The 16,067-nt window shown below is 74.4% G+C and carries 9 protein-coding genes, 1 tRNA gene and 1 pseudogene; 7 read left to right on the top strand and 4 right to left on the bottom strand.

All coding sequences use genetic code 11. The annotated features are described in order from the left end of the window. Positions 1-16: 16 nt before the first annotated feature. On the bottom strand, positions 17-3,103 hold the full coding sequence (locus tag ACEQ2X_RS12290; RefSeq protein WP_370326103.1) for a S8 family peptidase: 3,087 nt from the start codon (positions 3,101-3,103) through the stop codon (positions 17-19). A 147-nt stretch (positions 3,104-3,250) separates the two neighbouring features. Between ACEQ2X_RS12290 and ACEQ2X_RS12285 the strand changes: the two genes are divergently transcribed. The 3 genes from ACEQ2X_RS12285 (at position 3,251) to ACEQ2X_RS12275 (ending at position 8,031) form a co-directional block, all read left to right on the top strand. Then, on the top strand, positions 3,251-4,576 hold the full coding sequence (locus tag ACEQ2X_RS12285) for an NADH-ubiquinone oxidoreductase-F iron-sulfur binding region domain-containing protein (protein ID WP_370326102.1): 1,326 nt from the start codon (positions 3,251-3,253) through the stop codon (positions 4,574-4,576). A gap of 123 nt (positions 4,577-4,699) precedes the next feature. Next, complete coding sequence (locus tag ACEQ2X_RS12280) at positions 4,700-5,452, top strand: ABC transporter ATP-binding protein (protein ID WP_370326101.1); 753 nt, start codon at positions 4,700-4,702, stop codon at positions 5,450-5,452. Between the two features lie 26 nt (positions 5,453-5,478). Then, positions 5,479-8,031 carry an ABC transporter permease gene (locus ACEQ2X_RS12275; RefSeq protein ID WP_370326100.1) on the top strand — a complete coding sequence of 851 codons (2,553 nt, stop codon included), beginning with the start codon at positions 5,479-5,481 and terminating at the stop codon, positions 8,029-8,031. An 81-nt stretch (positions 8,032-8,112) separates the two neighbouring features. Here ACEQ2X_RS12275 and ACEQ2X_RS12270 read toward each other — a convergent pair. Then, positions 8,113-8,185: transfer RNA gene (locus ACEQ2X_RS12270), tRNA-Gly, on the bottom strand. 138 nt (positions 8,186-8,323) lie between these two features. On the opposite strand from ACEQ2X_RS12270, the gene ACEQ2X_RS12265 reads away from it, so the two are divergent. The 4 genes from ACEQ2X_RS12265 (at position 8,324) to ACEQ2X_RS12250 (ending at position 14,979) form a co-directional block, all read left to right on the top strand. Continuing rightward, entirely contained in the window at positions 8,324-8,800 is a 477-nt protein-coding gene (locus tag ACEQ2X_RS12265; RefSeq protein ID WP_370326099.1) for a hypothetical protein, read from the top strand. A 39-nt stretch (positions 8,801-8,839) separates the two neighbouring features. Continuing rightward, positions 8,840-11,506, top strand: a complete 2,667-nt coding sequence (locus ACEQ2X_RS12260) for a glucosidase (protein ID WP_370326098.1) — start codon at positions 8,840-8,842, stop codon at positions 11,504-11,506. A gap of 40 nt (positions 11,507-11,546) precedes the next feature. Beyond that, positions 11,547-13,478 (top strand): diguanylate cyclase, encoded by a 1,932-nt coding sequence (locus ACEQ2X_RS12255; protein WP_370326097.1) that lies wholly within the window; start codon positions 11,547-11,549, stop codon positions 13,476-13,478. A gap of 205 nt (positions 13,479-13,683) precedes the next feature. Beyond that, on the top strand, positions 13,684-14,979 hold the full coding sequence (locus ACEQ2X_RS12250) for a DEAD/DEAH box helicase (protein WP_370326096.1): 1,296 nt from the start codon (positions 13,684-13,686) through the stop codon (positions 14,977-14,979). Here ACEQ2X_RS12250 and dut read toward each other — a convergent pair. Continuing rightward, the gene (dut, locus tag ACEQ2X_RS12245; RefSeq protein ID WP_370326140.1) at positions 14,976-15,479 is read right to left on the bottom strand and encodes a dUTP diphosphatase; all 504 of its coding nucleotides are present in this window, start codon (positions 15,477-15,479) and stop codon (positions 14,976-14,978) included. The genes ACEQ2X_RS12250 and dut overlap by 4 nt on opposite strands. Positions 15,480-15,545: 66 nt before the next feature. Next, a pseudogene (locus ACEQ2X_RS12240) lies at positions 15,546-15,836 on the bottom strand (GNAT family N-acetyltransferase); the annotation flags it as partial. Positions 15,837-16,067: the final 231 nt, after the last annotated feature.

The raw sequence follows: 16,067 nt of genomic DNA, 5'->3' as shown, positions 1-16,067 counted from the left end.
GGGAAGCCCCGCGGGCTCACACCGGCCGGCCCGCGCAGACCTCGGCCGTGCAGGTCTGCAGCTGGCCGACCGACACCCTCGACAGGGGGCTGGTGGACGGGAAGGGCTTGAGCGTCAGGCCGTCCACCACGAGCGGAGGAGCCGGCTCCGGGGGGTTCGGACCACCGCCATCCGTAGGCGGTTCGGCCACCCCGCCGGACCCGCCACCGTCCGAGCCGCCTCCGTCGGACCCACCACCGCCGAACCCACCACCGTAAGAGCCGCCACCCCCAGAGCCTCCTGACCCGCCGTCCTCAGGACCGTCGCCGGACCCCGGACCGGACCCGGAGCCGTCGTCCGCCCCTCCCCCGGCACCTCCGCCAGCGGGAGGCTCGGAGGGGTCGTCGGCCGGTGGCAGCTCCCCGTCGGCACCGAGGTAGGTGAACGCCTCGGCCAGCACCAACCGGGACCCGTCCCTGGCGATGACCTCGACGTCCACGACGCCAGGTGTGTGCACGGGGACGGTGACCACGACCGACGACGACCCGACGGACAGCACGTGGGCGTTCCGTCCGCCGAAGTGGACGTACGGATCAGCGGGCACCGGCGCGTCGACGGACACCGTCGCGGTCATCCCCCCAGTCCCGATCGGCGGCGACACCGACCCGGTGACGGGCGTGACCGCCGGCGCGTCGCCAGGTGCGGGTGGCGCGGTCGTCCCGTCCCCGGGCCCGGACCCGTCACCAGGGGGCGCACCAGGTCCCGACCCGGGGTCCCCTGACCCGCCACCGGCGCCCGACCCCGCACCGGTGTCCGAACCCGCACCGGCGCCCGACCCCGCACCCGCGTCCGACCCAGCACCCGCGTCCGATCCAGCACCAGTCCCGTCCCCCGCGCCGGAGCCCTCACCGGCACCCTCGCCTGGCGGGGTCCCCGCCCCCGCGCCGGAGCCGGACCCGGTGTCCGCACCGGAGCCGTCGCCAGTCCCGGGAACCGACCCGCCCCCCGGACCGGACCCGTCACCGGCACCGGAGCCACCCCCGGAGCCGTCCCCCGGCAGCGGGTCGCCCGGGCCGACGTAGTACCCGTCGCCGTCGTCCGTCCCCCCGTCCCCGGGGTCGCCCCCCGTCGATCCGCCGTCCGGTGGCGGCGCGCTCGAGCCGCCACCCGACCCGCCCTCGGCCGGGGGCTCGCTGACCCCCTCCTCCGGCGCCTCCGACGGACCGTCCTGGGGCATCGCCCCGACGGCGAACGCCACCAGCTGCGGGGTGTCCAGCGCCTCGCCGGCCGCGTCGACCAGCTCCACCAGCAGGACGTACCGGCCCGCTGGCAGGGTCCAGCCGAGCTCGACGTCGACCCCGTCGACCAGGTCGGCGGACGGGAAGGTGCCCAGCGGCAGGACCGCGCCGTCCGACGACGTCGTGGTGGGCCCACCCGCGACCGTCACCGGCAGGTCGACGACGCCATACAGGCGGTTCTGGTGGACCGTGCCGAGGGTCGCCCGGACCACGCCCTCAGCCGCGTCCATGGCCGTCGGGTCCGCTGTCACGTGAACCGTGGCAGTGTCCTCCTCCCCCGGCACGGCATCGCCGAACGAGCCGAAGTCCACCGCGAGGCCGACCTCGGCGTCCCGCGGGATGCCGACCGCCTCCGCGGCGTCCAACCGGCCTCCGGTGACGTTGTGCCCGGTGAGGCTGTCGAGGGGCTGGGCCGACGCCATCAGGGTCTGGCGCACCGCCGCACCCGAGGCACCGCGCTGCACGACGAGCGCGGCGGCGCCCGCCACGTGGGGGGTCGCCATCGACGTGCCCTGGTAGGACTCGAAGCGGCCCACCGGCACCGTCGACCAGATGTCGGTCCCCGGCGCGTGCAGGTCGACCAGGGTCGCCGAGCGGTTCGAGAACCACGACGGCCGGTCCGACGAGTCCGTCGAGCCGACCGAGATCATCGCGGGCACGTCGTAGGTGGCCGGGTAGGCGCCGGTCGCGGTGATGTCCCGGCCATCGTTGCCGGCCGCGGCGACCAGCGACAGGCCGGCCGCCGAGGCCCGCTGGACCGCAGCGAGCTCGGCGCTGACCGGGCGGTCCCCACCGATCGACATGTTGACGACGTCGGCCCCGTTCGCCACGGCGTAGTCGAGTGCCTGGGCGACCCAGCCGGTGTGCCCGTAGCCGCCGTCTGTGAAGATCTTGAGCGGCATGATGACCGCGTCCGGGGCCACGCCGACGACCCCCTCGCCGTCGGCGGCGGCGGCGATCGTCCCCGACACGTGCGTGCCGTGCCCGTGCCGGTCGGTCACATCGGCGTCGCCGTCCGCGAAGTCGTACCCGCGGCAGTCGTCGACGTAGCCGTTCCCGTCGTCGTCGCGTCCGTTGCCGCACACCTCGTCGACGTTGGTCCAGATCCGCCCCGCGAACTCCGGGTGGGTCAGGTCCAGACCCGTGTCGATCACCGCCACGACGACCCCCGCACCGGTCGCGCGGGTGCGCGCCTCCTCCCAGCGGATGTCCGCGCCGGGCGTCCTGGTGTTGGACAACCCCCACTGGCGGTCGTAGAGGTCGGCGAAGAGCTGCCGGGTGTCGTTGGGGTCGACGTCACCGATGCCGGGGAGGGCCGCGACCTCCTCGGCGGTGAGGCTGGTCGTGATCGCGAGGTAGCCCTGGCCGGCGGGCTCGACGTCCTCGATCCCCTCGACGGCCTCGAGGGCGGCCAGCAGGTCCGCGGGGTCGGTGGCCTCGACGACCAGACCGCCCGTGGGTGCCTCGTCGGCACCGTCGAGTTGCTCGAGCAGCACCCGGTCGGCCGGGGACAGGTCGGCGAACGGGAGGTGGAGGGGGTTGTCCGGGTCGTTGGCCCAGTCGATGTCCGGTGCGGGGGCGGCGGGGCTGGCGGGGACGGCCGGGTCGTCGGAGCTGACAGCGGGGGTCGCCTCGTCGACGATCTCGGCGACGAAGCGGTTGAGCCCGTCCTGTGGCTCGACCGGGTCGGACCAGGCCGTCGTCGCAGCCGCTGCCGGCGGCGCGCTGCGGACCTGCGCGAGCAGCCCGGGGCCGAACGGCAGCACGCCCACCACCGCGATGCCGGCGAGGACCTGCCCGCGCCGACCCGAGAACCATCCGTCCATGGACCCGCCTCCACCTGCCGGCACCGGAGAGCACCGATCGTGATGTGTAGCTACTGAGCGTGACCATCGTCCAGGACCGGCGCTGCTGGAGGCCATATCCGACACGGCCCGATGTGACTGGTCAGCGCGGTCTGGCATGGTGGGCACATGGCACTCCTCCCCGACGCACCGATCGAGACCATGGCCGACCACCTCGCCGCCGGCGGTGGCGAGGGCCTCGAGAACGCCATCGCCCTGGACCCCGACGAGGTGATCGCGGAGATCACCGAGTCCGGGCTCCGCGGGCGTGGCGGGGCGGGGTTCCCGACGGGTGCGAAGTGGGCGTCGGTCTCCGGCCAGCCGGACCTGGGCGACGTCTACCTGGTGTGCAACGCCGCTGAGGGGGAGCCCGGCACCTACAAGGACCGCGCGCTCATCGCGGCCAACCCCTTCCAGCTGGTGGAGGGGGTGCTGATCGCGGCGTACGCCATCGGCGCGCGGGGGGCGGTGATCGCGGTGAAGGCCCGCCACACCCACCACGTCGCCCGGCTCGAGCAGGCCATCGATGCCGCCGTCGCGGCCGGCTGGCGGGGCGCGGACCGCGTGGAGCTCGTCACCGGCCCGGACGAGTACCTCTTCGGCGAGGAGAAGGCGATGCTCGAGGTCATCGAGGGGAAGAACCCGATGCCGCGGATCCTCCCGCCGTACATGCAGGGGCTCTTCGCCACGATGGACCGGCCGAACCCGACCGCGGTCAACAACGTCGAGACCCTGAGCCACGTCGCCTGCATCCTGCGCGACGGCGCGGCCGCGTGGCGGTCGGAGGGGACGGAGGGCGCACCCGGCACGTTGGTCTTCACCGTGACCGGCGACGTGCCCCGGCCCGGGGTGTACGAGCTGCCGCTCGGCACGTCGCTCCGCACGCTCATCTGCGAGCTCGCCGGGGCGGAGGAGCCCCGGTGGATCATCTCGGGGACCTCGAACACGGTCATCACCCCGGACCTGCTGGACCTGCCGATGGACTTCGACTCCTTCGCCGAGGCGGGCACCGGGCTCGGCTCGGGCGGCTTCGTGGTCTACGGCGCCGACCGCGATCCCGTGCAGGTCACGACCGCGCTGGCGGAGTTCCTCGCCGTCGAGTCCTGCGGGCAGTGCAACGCCTGCCAGCTCGGCACGGCCGCCATGGCCGACCACCTCCACGCGCTGGACGAGGGGCGGGGAGGCCCGGAGGACCTCGAGGGGATCCGCGGGTGGCTGCCGCACGTCACCGACGCGAACCGGTGCTACCTGCCCGTCGGCGCGCAGCTGACGATCGGATCGATGCTGGACGAGTTCGGTGAGGCGTTCGCCGCGCGCGCCGCCGGTGCCGGCGCCGTGCCCGCCGAGCACCGGGCCCCGGTCCCGAAGATCGAGTCCCTCACCGAGGGCCACGCGACGTTCGACCCCGACTACCACCGCAAGCGCCGGGACTGGTCCTACGCCGACGAGGGCTGACGTCCCGGACGGGCCGATCGGCCCTAGGACGGGCGGCCACCTGACCCTCCACCGCCGCGACAGGCGGGGAGATGGTGGTGCTGAGCGCGGCCGATCATCGGCGCCGCGCGGACCGGAGGTGCCATGTCCACCGCCATCGCAGCCGTCTCGACGGACCTCGCGGCCCGCGCCAGCGGCGTGGTGAAGGTCTACGGCGAGGGCCCCAACCGCGTCGAGGCGCTGCGAGGCGTCGACCTCGACCTGCCCGCCGCGCGGTTCACCGCGATCATGGGCCCGAGCGGCTCGGGCAAGTCGACCCTGATGCACTGCCTCGCCGGCCTCGACGGCATCGACGGGGGCCGCATCGAGATCGGCGGGCAGGACGTGTCGGCGATGTCCGACCAGGAGCGGACGCTCCTGCGCCGCGACCACGTGGGGTTCGTCTTCCAGGCGTTCAACCTGGTGCCGAGCCTGACCGCGCTCGAGAACATCACCCTCCCCCTCGACCTGGCCGGCCGCCGACCGGACCAGGCGTGGCTCGACCAGCTGGTGGAGATCACCGCCCTCGGCGACCGGCTGCGGCACACGCCGGCCGAGCTGTCCGGCGGGCAGCAGCAGCGCGTCGCCGTCGTCCGCGCCCTGATCACGCGACCGGCGATCGTCTTCGCCGACGAGCCGACCGGCAACCTCGACTCGCGCTCCAGCGCCGAGCTGCTGACGTTCCTCCGCCGGTGCGTGACCGACCTCGGCCAGACCCTGGTCATGGTGACCCACGACCCGACAGCGGCGTCCTACGCAGACCGGGCCATCTTCCTCGACGACGGCCGGGTCGTGGACGACATGGATGCGCCGACCATCGAGCGGATCCTCGACCGCATCAAGGTGCTGGAGGCCTGAGCCGGACGGGAGGCAGGTGAGGGGCCATGTGGAAGATCACGCTCAAGGGTGTCCGGTCCCACAAGGTGCGGCTGGTCCTGACGACGGTGTCGGTCGTCCTGGGCGTCGCGTTCGTGTCGGGGACGTACGTGCTGACCGACACGATGCAGGCGGTCTTCGACGACCTGGTCCGCGGCGGCAGCCAGACCATCGACGTGATGATCCGACCCGCGGTGGCCGAGGACATCGCCATCGGCAGCGAGGCGTCCTACTACGGCGCCCCGACCCTGCCGGAGGACCTCGTCAGCGAGGTCGGCGCGGTCGAGGGGGTGGAGCGCGCCGAGGGGTCGGTGGAGGGCTACGCCCAGATCGTGACCCCCGACGGGACCCCCATCACGCCGATGGGGCCGCCGACGCTCGGCGTGTCCTGGTCCCTCGGCGGCGACCGGGTCGTGCGCGACGGCGGCCACGAGCCGACGGCCGACGACGAGGTCGTGATCGACGCGATCACCGCCGACCGCAACGGCTTGGGGGTCGGCGACCGGGTGCAGATCGTGTTCGCCGCGACACCGCCGCGGACCTTCACGGTCGTGGGGCTGTCGACGGTGCCCGACGGTGACAACCTCGCGGGGGCGACGCTGGCGGAGTTCGACTTCGCGACCGCCCAGCAGGTGCTCGACCTGCCCGGCGTGGTGACCGGCATCACCGTCCGCGGCACACCGGATGTGGACGCCGACGACTTGGCCGACCGTGTGGCCGCCGTGCTCCCCGACGGCGCCGAGGCCATCACCGCCGCGGACTGGGCGGACGAGACGATGGCCCAGATCTCCGACGCGCTCGGGTTCCTGACGACCGCCCTCGGCGTGTTCGCCGCGATCGCGCTGGTGGTCGGCGCCTTCATCATCGCCAACACGTTCTCGATCACCGTGGTGCAGCGGACCCGCGAGTTCGCGCTGTTCCGGGCGCTGGGCGCCAGCCGGCGCCAGATCGTGCAGGCCGTCCTGGGTGAGGCCGTCGTCGTCGGCGTGCTCGCCTCCGCGCTCGGGGTCGTCGCGGGCCTCGGCCTCGCGCTGCTCCTGCAGGGGCTGTTGGACGCCTTCGGCATGGACATGCCCACGGGTGCGCTCGTGCTCGAGCCCCGCACCGTGGTCGTCTCCCTCGCCGTGGGGATCGTCGTCACGGCCGCGTCGGCGCTGCTGCCCGCCCGCCGGGCGGCCGGCATCCACCCGATGGCGGCGCTGCGCGACACCCAGGTCGTGGCCTACCGGCCACCGCGCGCGCGGATGGCGGTGGGCCTGGGCGCTGCGGTGGCCGCAGCCGCGCTGCTGGGCTACGGCGGCATCGCCCGGCCCGACAGCGCCGGCGTGCTCGTGGGTGCCGGTGCCGGCCTGTCGCTCCTGGCCCTCGTCACGACCGGACCGGCGCTGACCCGGCCGGTCCTGCGGCTGCTCGGCGGGGACGGCGCCCACCTCGGCGCGGTCGGTCGGCTGGCTCGTCGGGCCAGCCTGCGGACCCCTCGCCGGACGTGGACGACCGCGGCGGCCCTGACCGTCGGCCTGGCCCTGGTGAGCGCGGTCGCGGTCATGGCGGCGTCGATGAAGGCGTCGGTGGCGGGTGCCCTGGACCGCACGCTCCGCGCCGATGTGGTCCTGACGGCGGGCAGCGCGTTCATGGGCGGGTCGGTGCCGACGGTCCTGGCCGAGGAGCTCGCGGCACTGCCCGAGCTGGCGGTGGTGTCCCCCCTCCGCGCCGGGTTCGGCGCGATGGAGGGGGAGTCCGCCACGGTCATCGCGGTCGAGCCGAGCTCCTGGGACGGGGTGGCGGCCACCACGTTCACCGAGGGCTCGGTCGCGGATCTGGAGGCCGCTCGCACGGTGGCCGTCGACGCGGAGGTGGCCACGGCCCAGGGCTACGCCGTGGGCGACGTGGTCACCGGCCGGTTCCCCGGCTCCGGCGAGATCGAGCTGCGGATCGCCGCGATCTTCGAACCCGACGACTTGGTGTCGGGGTGGATGACCTCGACGGCGACCTCCGACGAGCTGCTCACCCAACCGATGGACGCCGCCGTCCTGGCCGCGGCCGCCGACGGGGTGGATGCCGTGGAGGTGCAGGCCGCGGTGGCCGCGGTCGCCGACGCCTACCCCTCGGTCGTCGTCCAGGACCGCACCGAGTACGGCGAGACCGTCGCCGGGCAGGTCGACCAGCTCCTCGCGCTCGTCACCGCCCTGCTCGGCATGGCGCTGTTCATCGCCGTCCTCGGCATCATGAACACGTTGGCGCTGTCCATCAGCGAGCGCACCCGCGAGATCGGGATGCTCCGCGCGGTGGGCATGACCCGCCGGCAGGTGCGGGCCATGGTCCGCTGGGAGTCGATCGGCGTGGCCGCGCTGGGGGCCCTGGTCGGCCTCGCGCTCGGCTCGGTGCTGGGGTGGGCCACGACCCGCGCGCTGGGCGAGCAGGGCATGACGGCCTTCGTCGTCCCGGTCCTGCAGCTGGCCGGCGCGGCCCTGCTGGCCGTCCTGGCGGGTGTGCTCGCCGCCGTCCTGCCGGCCCGGAGCGCGGCGCGACTGGACGTGCTGCGGGCCATCGCGGTCGAATGACGTCGCGGAACCACGAAACCCCCCGCTGAGCAGGGGGTTTCGCAGGGGTTGGGCACTGATCCATCGCTGGAGCAGGCCTCGAGCGGACGACGGGATTCGAACCCGCGACCCCCACCTTGGCAAGGTGGTGCTCTACCAACTGAGCCACGTCCGCGCGGACCGGGAAGTATGGCCCGGCGGCCACGCGTTCGCAACCCGACCACGTCCTCGCCAGGGGACGTTCGACCCTGCCCGCCCGTCCCGCGCCGGCCTACCGTCGAGGTGTCCCACCGCTCAGCTCCGGAGGTGCGCCATGACCGCCACCACCACCCCGACCGCACGCCCCGGGGGCCGCGTGGCGCGACGCCCGTGGCGAGGTGCCACCCGACTCGGCCACGTCATCGCCCTCGCGGTCGACCTCGGCCTGATCGTCCTCATCCACGTCGAGCCCGGCTGGGAGTCGGTCTCGGCGATCACCCCCGACGCCGCCCGGGTGATCGGCCTCGTCACCGCATCCCTCGTCGTCGGCGCGGCCGCCAACGCCGCGTTCGTGGTGTCGGACGCCTCCGCCGTCCGGGCCGTGGGCGACCTGGCGGTGGACGCGGTCGCGTTCGCCGCGACGCTGCAGATCCTGCAGGTCTTCCCGTTCGACTTCGGGGAGTGGTCGCAGGACTGGTCGACCCCGCTGCGGGTGCTGCTGGTCATCGGCCTGGTCGGAGCGGCCATGGGCGCCGCCGAGGCCGTCATCCGCCTGCTCGCCGCCCCCGCCCGAGACCGCACCGGACGCTGAGGACCCCGCACCGCGAGCCGTCGTGGCACGATCCGGCACGTGACGACGACAGGTGGCGCGGAACGCCAGCGGCTCGCCGAGGACGCCGCGGGCACGGTCGCCTGGCGCCGCTGGGGCGCCTACGTGTCCCTCCGGCAGTGGGGGACGGTGCGCGAGGACTACTCTGCGGACGGGAACGCCTGGGCCCACCTGCCGTTCGACCACGCCCGATCCCGCGCCTACCGCTGGGGCGAGGACGGCCTGGCGGGGATCTGCGACCGCTGGCAGCACCTCTGCCTGGCCGTGGCCCTGTGGAACGGGCGGGACCCGATCCTCAAGGAGCGGCTGTTCGGCCTCGCCAACGAGGAGGGCAACCACGGCGAGGACGTCAAGGAGCACTGGTGGCCCCTCGACGCCACCCCCACCCACAGCCTGCTGGTGTGGCGCTACCGGTACCCGCACGCGGCGTTCCCGTACGACCGGCTCCGCGAGGAGAACCGGCGCCGATCACGCCAGGAGCCCGAGTTCGAACTGCTCGACACCGGCGTCCTCGACGGCGACCGGTTCACCGACGTCGACGTCACCTGGGCCAAGGACGGCCCGGAGGCGATCGTCGGCCGGATCACCTGCACCAACCGCGGACCGGAGCCGGTGACCCTCCACGTCCTGCCGACCGCCTGGTTGCGCAACACCTGGTCGTGGGGCCGGGACGCGCGCCACGCCCGCCCCTCCCTCGCCGTCGACGACGCGACCGGCGCGGTCCGCGTCGACCACCCGACCCTCGGCACCCGCTGGGTCGACGTCGCGGGCGACCACCGCTGGTTGACGTGCGACAACGAGACCAACGTGCCGCTCCTGTACGGCGCGGAGCCGACGACGCCGTACCCGACCGACGGCATCGGCGACCACGTGATCAGCGGCGCGCCGACGGTCAACCCCGACGGGACCGGCACGAAGGCCGCGGTCTGGATCATCCTCACCCTCCCCCCGGGTGAGCCGCAGTCGGTCCACCTCCGCCTCGACGATCACCGGCCCGGCGCGCCACTCGAGCCCGACGCCGTCGACGCGGTCATCGCCACCCGCACCGCCGAGGCCGACGCGTGGCACGCCTCACTCGTGCCCGAGGGCACCGACGCCGAGGCGGTGCTCGTCCACCGCCGCGCCGTCGCCGGGCTGATCTGGACCCAGCAGTACTACCGCTACCACGTCGCGGAGTGGCTGGAGGGCGACCCCGCCCAGCCCCCTCCCCCACCGGGTCGCGAGCACATCCGCAACGGCGCGTGGACCCACCTGGGCAACACCGACATCATCTCGATGCCCGACGCCTGGGAGTACCCGTGGTACGCGGCCTGGGACCTCGCCTTCCACTGCGTCGCCTTCGCCCACGTCGACCCGGCGTTCGCGAAGGACCAGCTCATCCTGCTGTGCCGCGAGTGGTACATGCACCCCTCGGGCCAGCTGCCCGCCTACGAGTGGGCCTTCGACGACGTCAACCCGCCGGTCCACGCCTGGGCGGCCCTCGAGGTGTTCCGGCGCGACGCCGCGGCGACCGGTGCGCCGGACTTCGAGTTCCTGGAGCGGGTGTTCCACAAGCTGCTGCTCAACTTCACCTGGTGGGTCAACCGCAAGGACGCGGAGGGGCGGAACGTCTTCGGCGGCGGGTTCCTCGGCCTCGACAACATCGGGCTGTTCGACCGGTCCGAGGAGTTGCCCGGCGGCGGACGCCTCGAGCAGGCCGACGGGACCAGCTGGATGGCCGCGTACTCGCTGCACATGCTCTCGATCGCCGTCGAGCTCGCCGCCCACGACCCCGTCTACGAGGACGTCGCCACCAAGTTCTTCGAGCACTACCTGGCGATCGCCCGGGCGCTGTCCGACCTCGGGCTGTGGGACGAGGAGGACGGCTTCTTCTACGACGTCCTCCACCTGCCGGGCCGCGAGGCGATCCCGTTGAAGGTCCGCTCCGTCGTGGGGCTGCTGCCGCTGATCGCGGCCACGGTCCTCGAACCCGAGCTGCTGGCCGGCCTGCCCGACTTCGACCGCCGGATGCAGTGGTTCCTCCGCCACCGCCCCGAGCTGGCCGGCAACGTCTTCGGGCTCGCCCGCGCCCGCCACCACGGCGGCGGGGACCGGTGGCTGCTGAGCGTCCTGTCACCCCAGCGGCTGCGCCGGGTCCTGGCCCGGCTGCTCGACCCGGACGAGTTCCTGTCCGCCCACGGGCCGCGGACGCTGTCGGCGGCGCACGCGGCCGAGCCGGTCCGGCTGGACCTCGACGGCGTCGTCCACGAGGTCCGCTACGAGCCCGGCGACTCCCCCAGCCCGATGTTCGGCGGCAACTCCAACTGGCGCGGCCCCATCTGGTTCCCGCTCGCGGTCCTGCTGATCGACGGCCTGCGGACCTACGACCAGTTCTTCGGCGATGCGCTGACCGTGCCGCACCCGACCGGCAGCGGCGAGGATCGTCGGCTGGGGGCGGTCGCCGACGACCTCGCGGACCGCCTGGTCGGGTTGTTCCTCCCCGACGCCGACGGACGGCGCCCGCTCCACGCGGACCGGCCGGTGCTCGACGCAGACCCCCACTGGCGGGGGATGGTCACCTTCCCCGAGTACTTCCACGGCGACTCCGGCGCGGGGTTGGGCGCGAGCCACCAGACCGGCTGGACCGCCCTGGTCGCCACGCTGATCGCCCGCGGGCACCCGATCGTGTCGCGCACCCCGTCGGCCTGACGGACGGGTGGGCGGCCGGAGGGCTGGGAAGGACTGCGGGATGGGCATCACGGCGTCGATCACGCCCAGCCTGGCCGAAGCGGTCCTGCAGTCCCGAGCGGTCCTGGCCGGGCTGCTCGAGGGTGCCAAGCGCACGGGGGCGCTGCCGGCCCGGACGGTCGCACCTGCGGCGGTCGCCGAGGGGATGGACCACCTGGTCGGGGCGTGCGAGCGCGCGGTGGACACCCAGGCGACCGTCGAGGCGGACCTCGGGACGCGGGTCGAGGCGGCCCGGCTGGTGCTGTACCTGCACGCCACCTCCCACTGGGTCGCCGCTGAATCCGCCCGCACCGGTCGCGGGCCCCTGCTGACCCCGCACGACGCGGTGGTGCTCGCGTCGAGGCAGTGGATCCCCACCACCCGGCCGGACCCCGCACCGCGGTGGCTGGACGCGCTGCCGGTCGGCCTGGTCCGCCTGTCCCCGTCGGGGTTCATCGACGTGGCCAACCGCTGCGCCCGCACCCAGCTCGGCCTCGACGAGTCCACGTGCCTGTTCGACCGGCTGCCGCCCGACGAGGCGCTGTGGCTCGGCTACGTGCTGACCGAGGAGGGCGAGGTCAGCGGCGAGGCGGAGTTCCGGCCCGTCGAGGGCTCCAGCGCCGGCCTGACCGTGCGCGGGGATGTCCGAGACGCCAACGGTGATGACCAGGTCGGCGGGTGGGTCCTGGCCCTCCGGGACGTGTCGGACGTCGACGGCCTGCAGCAGCTCCAGCACGAGGCCTCGACCGACGAGCTGACCGGCCTGCTCAACCGGCGCCGGTTCCTCGACCGGCTCGACGCGGAGCTGCGCCGCCCGGCCGAGCTCGGGATCCCGTTCGCCGTCGTGATGATCGACCTGGACGACTTCAAGCAGGTCAACGACACCCACGGCCACGAGGCCGGCGACCGGGTGCTCCGGATCGTGTCCCGTCGGCTGCAGCGCGGCCTGCGGGGCAACGACGTGGCCGCCCGGCTGGCCGGTGACGAGTTCGTCGTCCTGCTCGACGACGTGCGGCAGCGCGACGCCCACGCCGTCATCGACCGCATGCGCCACGCACTGACCGAGCCGCTGTCGCTTCCCGACGGGACGCTGATCCGGGTCCACGCGTCCTTCGGCACCGCGGTCGTGCCCCCCGGCGACGAGCGGCACGGCCAGGCGGTGCTCTCGGCGGCCGATCGGGCCATGTACGCCGACAAGGCGCAGCGCCGGTCGACCCGCGCCCGGCCGGAGGTGACCACACCGGTCCAGGTCCCCTCCGAGCAGCTGGACGTCTCCGCCACGCTGGTCCAGTTCTCCCGCATCCTCGCCGCGAACCAGAGCGTCGACGCGATCCTCACCGCGCTCGGGGACTTCTGCACAGAGCTCCTGCCCGTCGACGGCGCTGGCGTCCTGCTGCTCGACGACGGGGAGCTCACGGTCGCCACCACCAACAGCCCCCTCGGCGATGCCGCCGAGGCGCTCGAGGCCGAGCTCGGCGACGGACCGTGCACCGAGGCGATCCGGACATCGCGCCCGGTGTCGGTCCCCGACCTGCAGGACGCCGTGGGGCGCTACCCGACCTTCGCCCCCCGTGCGCTCGCGGCCGGCATCCGCAGCGTCCACGGCGTGCCGCTCATGTCGCACGAGGACCTCGTCGGATCCCTGGACCTGATCGCTGCGACTCCGCTCACCATCAGCGAGCACCAGCTCGAGACCGTGCAGATGCTGGCGGACGTGGCCGTCGCCTACATCGTCACCGCGCAGCTGCACCAGGAGCAGACCCGCCTGGCCACCCAGCTGCAGCACGCCCTGCAGAGCCGCGTGGTCATCGAGCAGGCCAAGGGGCTCCTGGCCGAGCGGCACGGTGAACCACCCGACGCGGCGTTCGAGCGGCTGCGCCGGCACGCGAGGCGGCACCAGGAGAAGGTGCACGCCGTCGCCGAGCGGGTCGTCGCCGGGCTGCTCGACGTCTGAGGTGCCGCGATCGGTCGCGGCGGGGTGCGCGGCAGGATCGTCGCGAGCGTGCATCATGGAGGGTGTCGGCGTCGTGCGGGTCAGTCCCGCGGCACGCTGGCGGGTCGTCTTCCTCGAGAGGTGGGCGCTCCACCGTCCTCGCTGCGGCGGTGTCCCCCTGCAGCACGCCCCACGCGGGCGCTCCCCCACCTACGAAGGCTGATCCTTGCCTGCAACCGAAACCCGACGTCGCCCTGCCCGCACCGCTGGCGGTGACGACTTCGCCGCCCTCGGCGTCGATCGCGCCATCGCCTCGCGGCTGGCCCGCGACGGCATCACCACCCCCCGCCCCATCCAGGTCGACACCGTCGCCGCCGCCCTGGACGGCCGCGACGTGTGCGGCCGGGCACCCACGGGGTCCGGGAAGACCCTCGCGTTCGCCCTCCCCGCGGTCCACGTGGCCCCCGGCCAGGGCCGCCCGGTCGTCGCGATCCTGGCGCCGACCCGCGAGCTGGCCCTCCAGATCACCGAGGTCGTCCGGCCGCTCGGCGACATGCGCGGCCTGCGCACCTGGGCGCTGATCGGCGGCACCAACATCAAGCGCGACATCGCGGCGCTGAAGGCCGGCGTCGACATCGTGATCGGCTGCCCGGGCCGGATGGTCGACCTGGTCCAGCGGAAGGCCCTGAAGCTCGGCGACGTCCGGCTGGCGGTGCTCGACGAGGCCGACCGCATGGCCGACATGGGGTTCATCCCCGACGTCACCCGGCTGCTCGACGCCACCCGCTGCGCGGACGGGCAGCTGCTGCTGTTCTCCGCCACCCTCGACGACACCACCGCGAAGCTCGAGGCGCGCTACAGCCACGACCCGGTCCGCGTGGACGTCGGCGCCGCGCCGACCGCCAGCGGTGACGTGTCCCACACCTGGTACACCCTCGACCGCCCGGACCGCCGTGAGGTCGTCCAGTCGATCCTGGCCGACCACCGCTCGGCGATCGTGTTCTGCCGCACCAAGCGCGGCGCGGACCGGCTCGCCAAGCAGCTGACCCGCAACGGCTGCGACGCCGCGGCGATCCACGGCGACCGCTCGCAGAACCAACGCCAGCGGGCGCTGGCGGCCTTCACCGAGGGTCGCACCCGCGTCCTCGTCGCCACAGACATCGCCGCCCGCGGCATCCACGTGGACGACGTCGACGTGGTCGTGCACTACGACCTGCCGGCCGCCCCCGAGGACTACGTCCACCGGTCGGGTCGCACCGGTCGGGCCGGTGCCGACGGCGCGGTCGTCGCGCTGGTGTGCCGGGACTCCGAGGCGGACGGCAAGGCCCTCGCGCGCAAGGTCGGCGTGGACGTCACCTGGGCGCGGCACGGCGGCGGACGCCCGACCCCCGTCACGGAGCGGCCGCAGCCCGCCGCCCAGCGCCAGCACACCGGCGGTCCGCGCGGCAGCCGCGGCGGGACCGCCGCACCGTCCGGCGGACGCCGTGGCGGTCGCGGACGGCGTCCCCGCCGGAACGGCTAGCGCCCCGTCGAGCCGAACCCGCCCTCCCCGCGGACGCCCGCGGGGAGGGCGTCCACCTCGACCAGCAGGGCGTGCTCGACCCGCTGGATGAGCAGCTGGGCGATCCGATCGCCCCGCTCCAGCCGGATCGTCGCCGACGGGTCCAGGTTGATCAGCGGGACGAGCAGCTCACCCCGGTAGCCGGCGTCCACGGTCCCCGGGGAGTTGACGATGCCGAGGCCCTGGCGCACCGCGGTCCCCGACCGCGGGTGGATCAGCCCGACGTGGCCCTCGGGGATCGCGACGGCGATGCCGGTGGGCATCAGCGCCCGGGTCCCGGGCGGCAGGACCCGGCGCTCGCGGGCGTGCAGGTCCAGGCCGGCATCGCCGGGCCGGGCGTAGCGCGGGAGCGGCAGGTCGGGGTCGAGGCGGCGGACCGGCACGCGCACCCCTCCCCCGGTCTCGGCCGGTGCGACGTCGGCCCGCGCGGGTGTCGTCCCGCCGGTCAGGTCCTTGGTCATCACGATCAACCCCGTCGGGACGTCGTCGATCCGCACCCACCCGGGCAGCACCGCCACCTCGGCGTAGCCGTGGGCGGCGTAGAACCGCTCCCGGCCGGTCCCGGCGCGGACGTCGAGGGTCAGCAGGGACACCCCGCGCGCCACCGCCCGGGCCTCGATGGCGGCGAGGAGGGCCGCGCCGATGCCCCGACCGCTCACGGCCGGGTCGCGCTGCAGCTTGAGGACCTCGCCGCGGTGGGCGCGGACGGCGCCGGCGTGGACCCGCAGGAACCCGAAGCCGACCACCGCGCCGTCGTCCTCGGCGACGACCAGGTCGAGGGTGCCGTCCAGGCGCGCACGCGCGACCTCATCCCACATCGACGCGACCTCGTGGGCGACCTGGGCGGGGGTCACGGGTGCGGCGAACCCGACCGAGCCGCCGGCGTTGGTGACGGCGACCCACATGGCCTGCAGCCGGTCGATCAGGGACTCGGTCAGAGGGGGGTTGACGACGGTGGTCAGCACGGCGCGGGACCCTACACCGGGTCCGGGCCCGTCCCGCGCCTCACGCACCCACCGGTGTGTCGGGAGAGCCGTCGTGTCGACGGG

Origin of the sequence: Euzebya sp. (assembly GCF_964222135.1) — a bacterium.
GTDB lineage: Bacteria > Actinomycetota > Nitriliruptoria > Euzebyales > Euzebyaceae > Euzebya.
Note: the sequence above shows the minus strand (reverse complement) of the source record. Positions and strands in the feature narration are given on the sequence as shown.

Coding starts and splice junctions, on each gene's coding strand:
- ACEQ2X_RS12275 (WP_370326100.1), top strand. CDS start 5,479: ATGTGGAAGATCACGCTCAAGGGTGTCCGGTCCCACAAGGTGCGGCTG.
- ACEQ2X_RS12290 (WP_370326103.1), bottom strand. CDS start 3,103: ATGGACGGATGGTTCTCGGGTCGGCGCGGGCAGGTCCTCGCCGGCATC.
- ACEQ2X_RS12265 (WP_370326099.1), top strand. CDS start 8,324: ATGACCGCCACCACCACCCCGACCGCACGCCCCGGGGGCCGCGTGGCG.
- ACEQ2X_RS12285 (WP_370326102.1), top strand. CDS start 3,251: ATGGCACTCCTCCCCGACGCACCGATCGAGACCATGGCCGACCACCTC.
- dut (WP_370326140.1), bottom strand. CDS start 15,479: ATGACCAAGGACCTGACCGGCGGGACGACACCCGCGCGGGCCGACGTC.
- ACEQ2X_RS12255 (WP_370326097.1), top strand. CDS start 11,547: ATGGGCATCACGGCGTCGATCACGCCCAGCCTGGCCGAAGCGGTCCTG.
- ACEQ2X_RS12280 (WP_370326101.1), top strand. CDS start 4,700: ATGTCCACCGCCATCGCAGCCGTCTCGACGGACCTCGCGGCCCGCGCC.